Genomic DNA, 302 nt, shown 5'->3' on the forward strand with positions numbered 1-302 from the left:
CCGCGTACCCATGGAGCCGCTGCTGCACGGTGGTGGGCAGGAACGGGGCCGCCGCTCCGGCACGGAGAACGTCGCGGGGGCGGTGGGGCTGGCGACCGCGCTCGAGCTCGCCGAGGCGGAGCGGGGGGCGATCGCTGCCCGCGTGGGAGCGGTGACGCAGCGCTTCATCGGCGCCGTGCGAACGCTCGTGCCCGATGCAGAGCTCACGGGGGATCCGCACGATCGCCTTCCCGGTACGGCGTCGTTCACGTTCGCCGGGGTCAGCGGCGAAGCGGTGCTGTTGGAGCTCGAGCGGAGGGGCG

1 protein-coding gene is annotated in these 302 nt (G+C 74.5%); it reads left to right on the plus strand.

Annotated elements, in window-relative coordinates; genetic code table 11:
- A partial coding sequence (locus tag RTM68_RS18575) for an aminotransferase class V-fold PLP-dependent enzyme (protein ID WP_312173796.1) occupies positions 1-302 on the plus strand: 302 nt, incomplete at both ends.

It is taken from the genome of Microbacterium sp. (genome assembly GCF_031988965.1).
Lineage (GTDB): Bacteria > Actinomycetota > Actinomycetes > Actinomycetales > Microbacteriaceae > Microbacterium.